The following is a 933-nucleotide window of genomic DNA, read 5'->3' on the forward strand; positions in this document are numbered from 1 at the left end:
ATATCCCGGAACCGGTCCCAATTTCTGGGGACTTTCTGGCGCAGGAAGGCGAGGATTTTGTCGGCGAACTCGTTGAAGGTTCGGTAGCCCTTGTTGTGGGTGACGTGTTTGTGCATCAGGCCCCACAACCTCTCGATGGGGTTTAAATGGGGACAATAGGCCGGAACGAAGTGGAGTTTGATCCGGCATTTTGATCTGGCCAGCCACTCCTGCACCAGCACCGCATGATGATAGCGGGCATTGTCGAGGAAGACATGGATGGCCGTGTGTGCCGGATAAAGTCTTTCAAGGCTTTCCAGCAGGCGGATGGTGGAAGCAGCATCGATGCTTTCGGCCTCGATCATGCGTGTCTGGCCTGTCTCCAGGTCGATGGCGCCATGAATGTTGAGCCGCTGTCGCCCGGTGGTTTGCCCGATCGCAGGCTTTTGCCCGCGGACCACCCAGCAGCCGGCTGGGCGCACGGCATGCGTAGGGTGCACTGCATCGGCAAACAGAACGGCTTCGTCCGGACCTAGAGCGTTCAATAAGCGCTCGTAAGCGGCGATGAAGGTTTTCTGCCGATCCTCGTCAAGATGACGCCCGATCACTTCAGGCTTACGATATTCAAGGTCAAGCCGGTGCAAAAGCTTGATCAGACCGGAGCGGCTTTCATAGGAAATCCCGAACTGCGCGGCAATGAAAGCGCCGATCTGGCTGGTCGAGCGTGGCAGATGCTGCCTCACATAGGCCTTGACCTGTTCTGCCTGGGCGGCGCTTAAAAAGCCGGCGCTGCCGCCCATGCCAAAGCCGATCAATCCGTCGAGGCCATCCTTGCGGAACGACTCGTACCAGCCGCGAACCGTATCATCGTCCAGGAACAGGACCTTGGCGACCTTCGCACAGCTCAAGCCGTCATCCAGAAGCAAAAGTGCGTTCGCTCGCCGCGCCAGACGG

General features: G+C 58.5%; 1 protein-coding gene. It reads right to left on the minus strand.

Translation table 11 applies throughout. From position 1 onward, the window contains the following. Positions 1-933: IS630 family transposase (locus IEX53_RS23620; protein ID WP_188826611.1), on the minus strand; the 933-nt coding region annotated here is incomplete at both ends.

This window comes from Paramesorhizobium endophyticum, assembly GCF_014640615.1.
In the GTDB taxonomy this organism is placed as follows: Bacteria; Pseudomonadota; Alphaproteobacteria; order Rhizobiales; family Rhizobiaceae; genus Paramesorhizobium; species Paramesorhizobium endophyticum.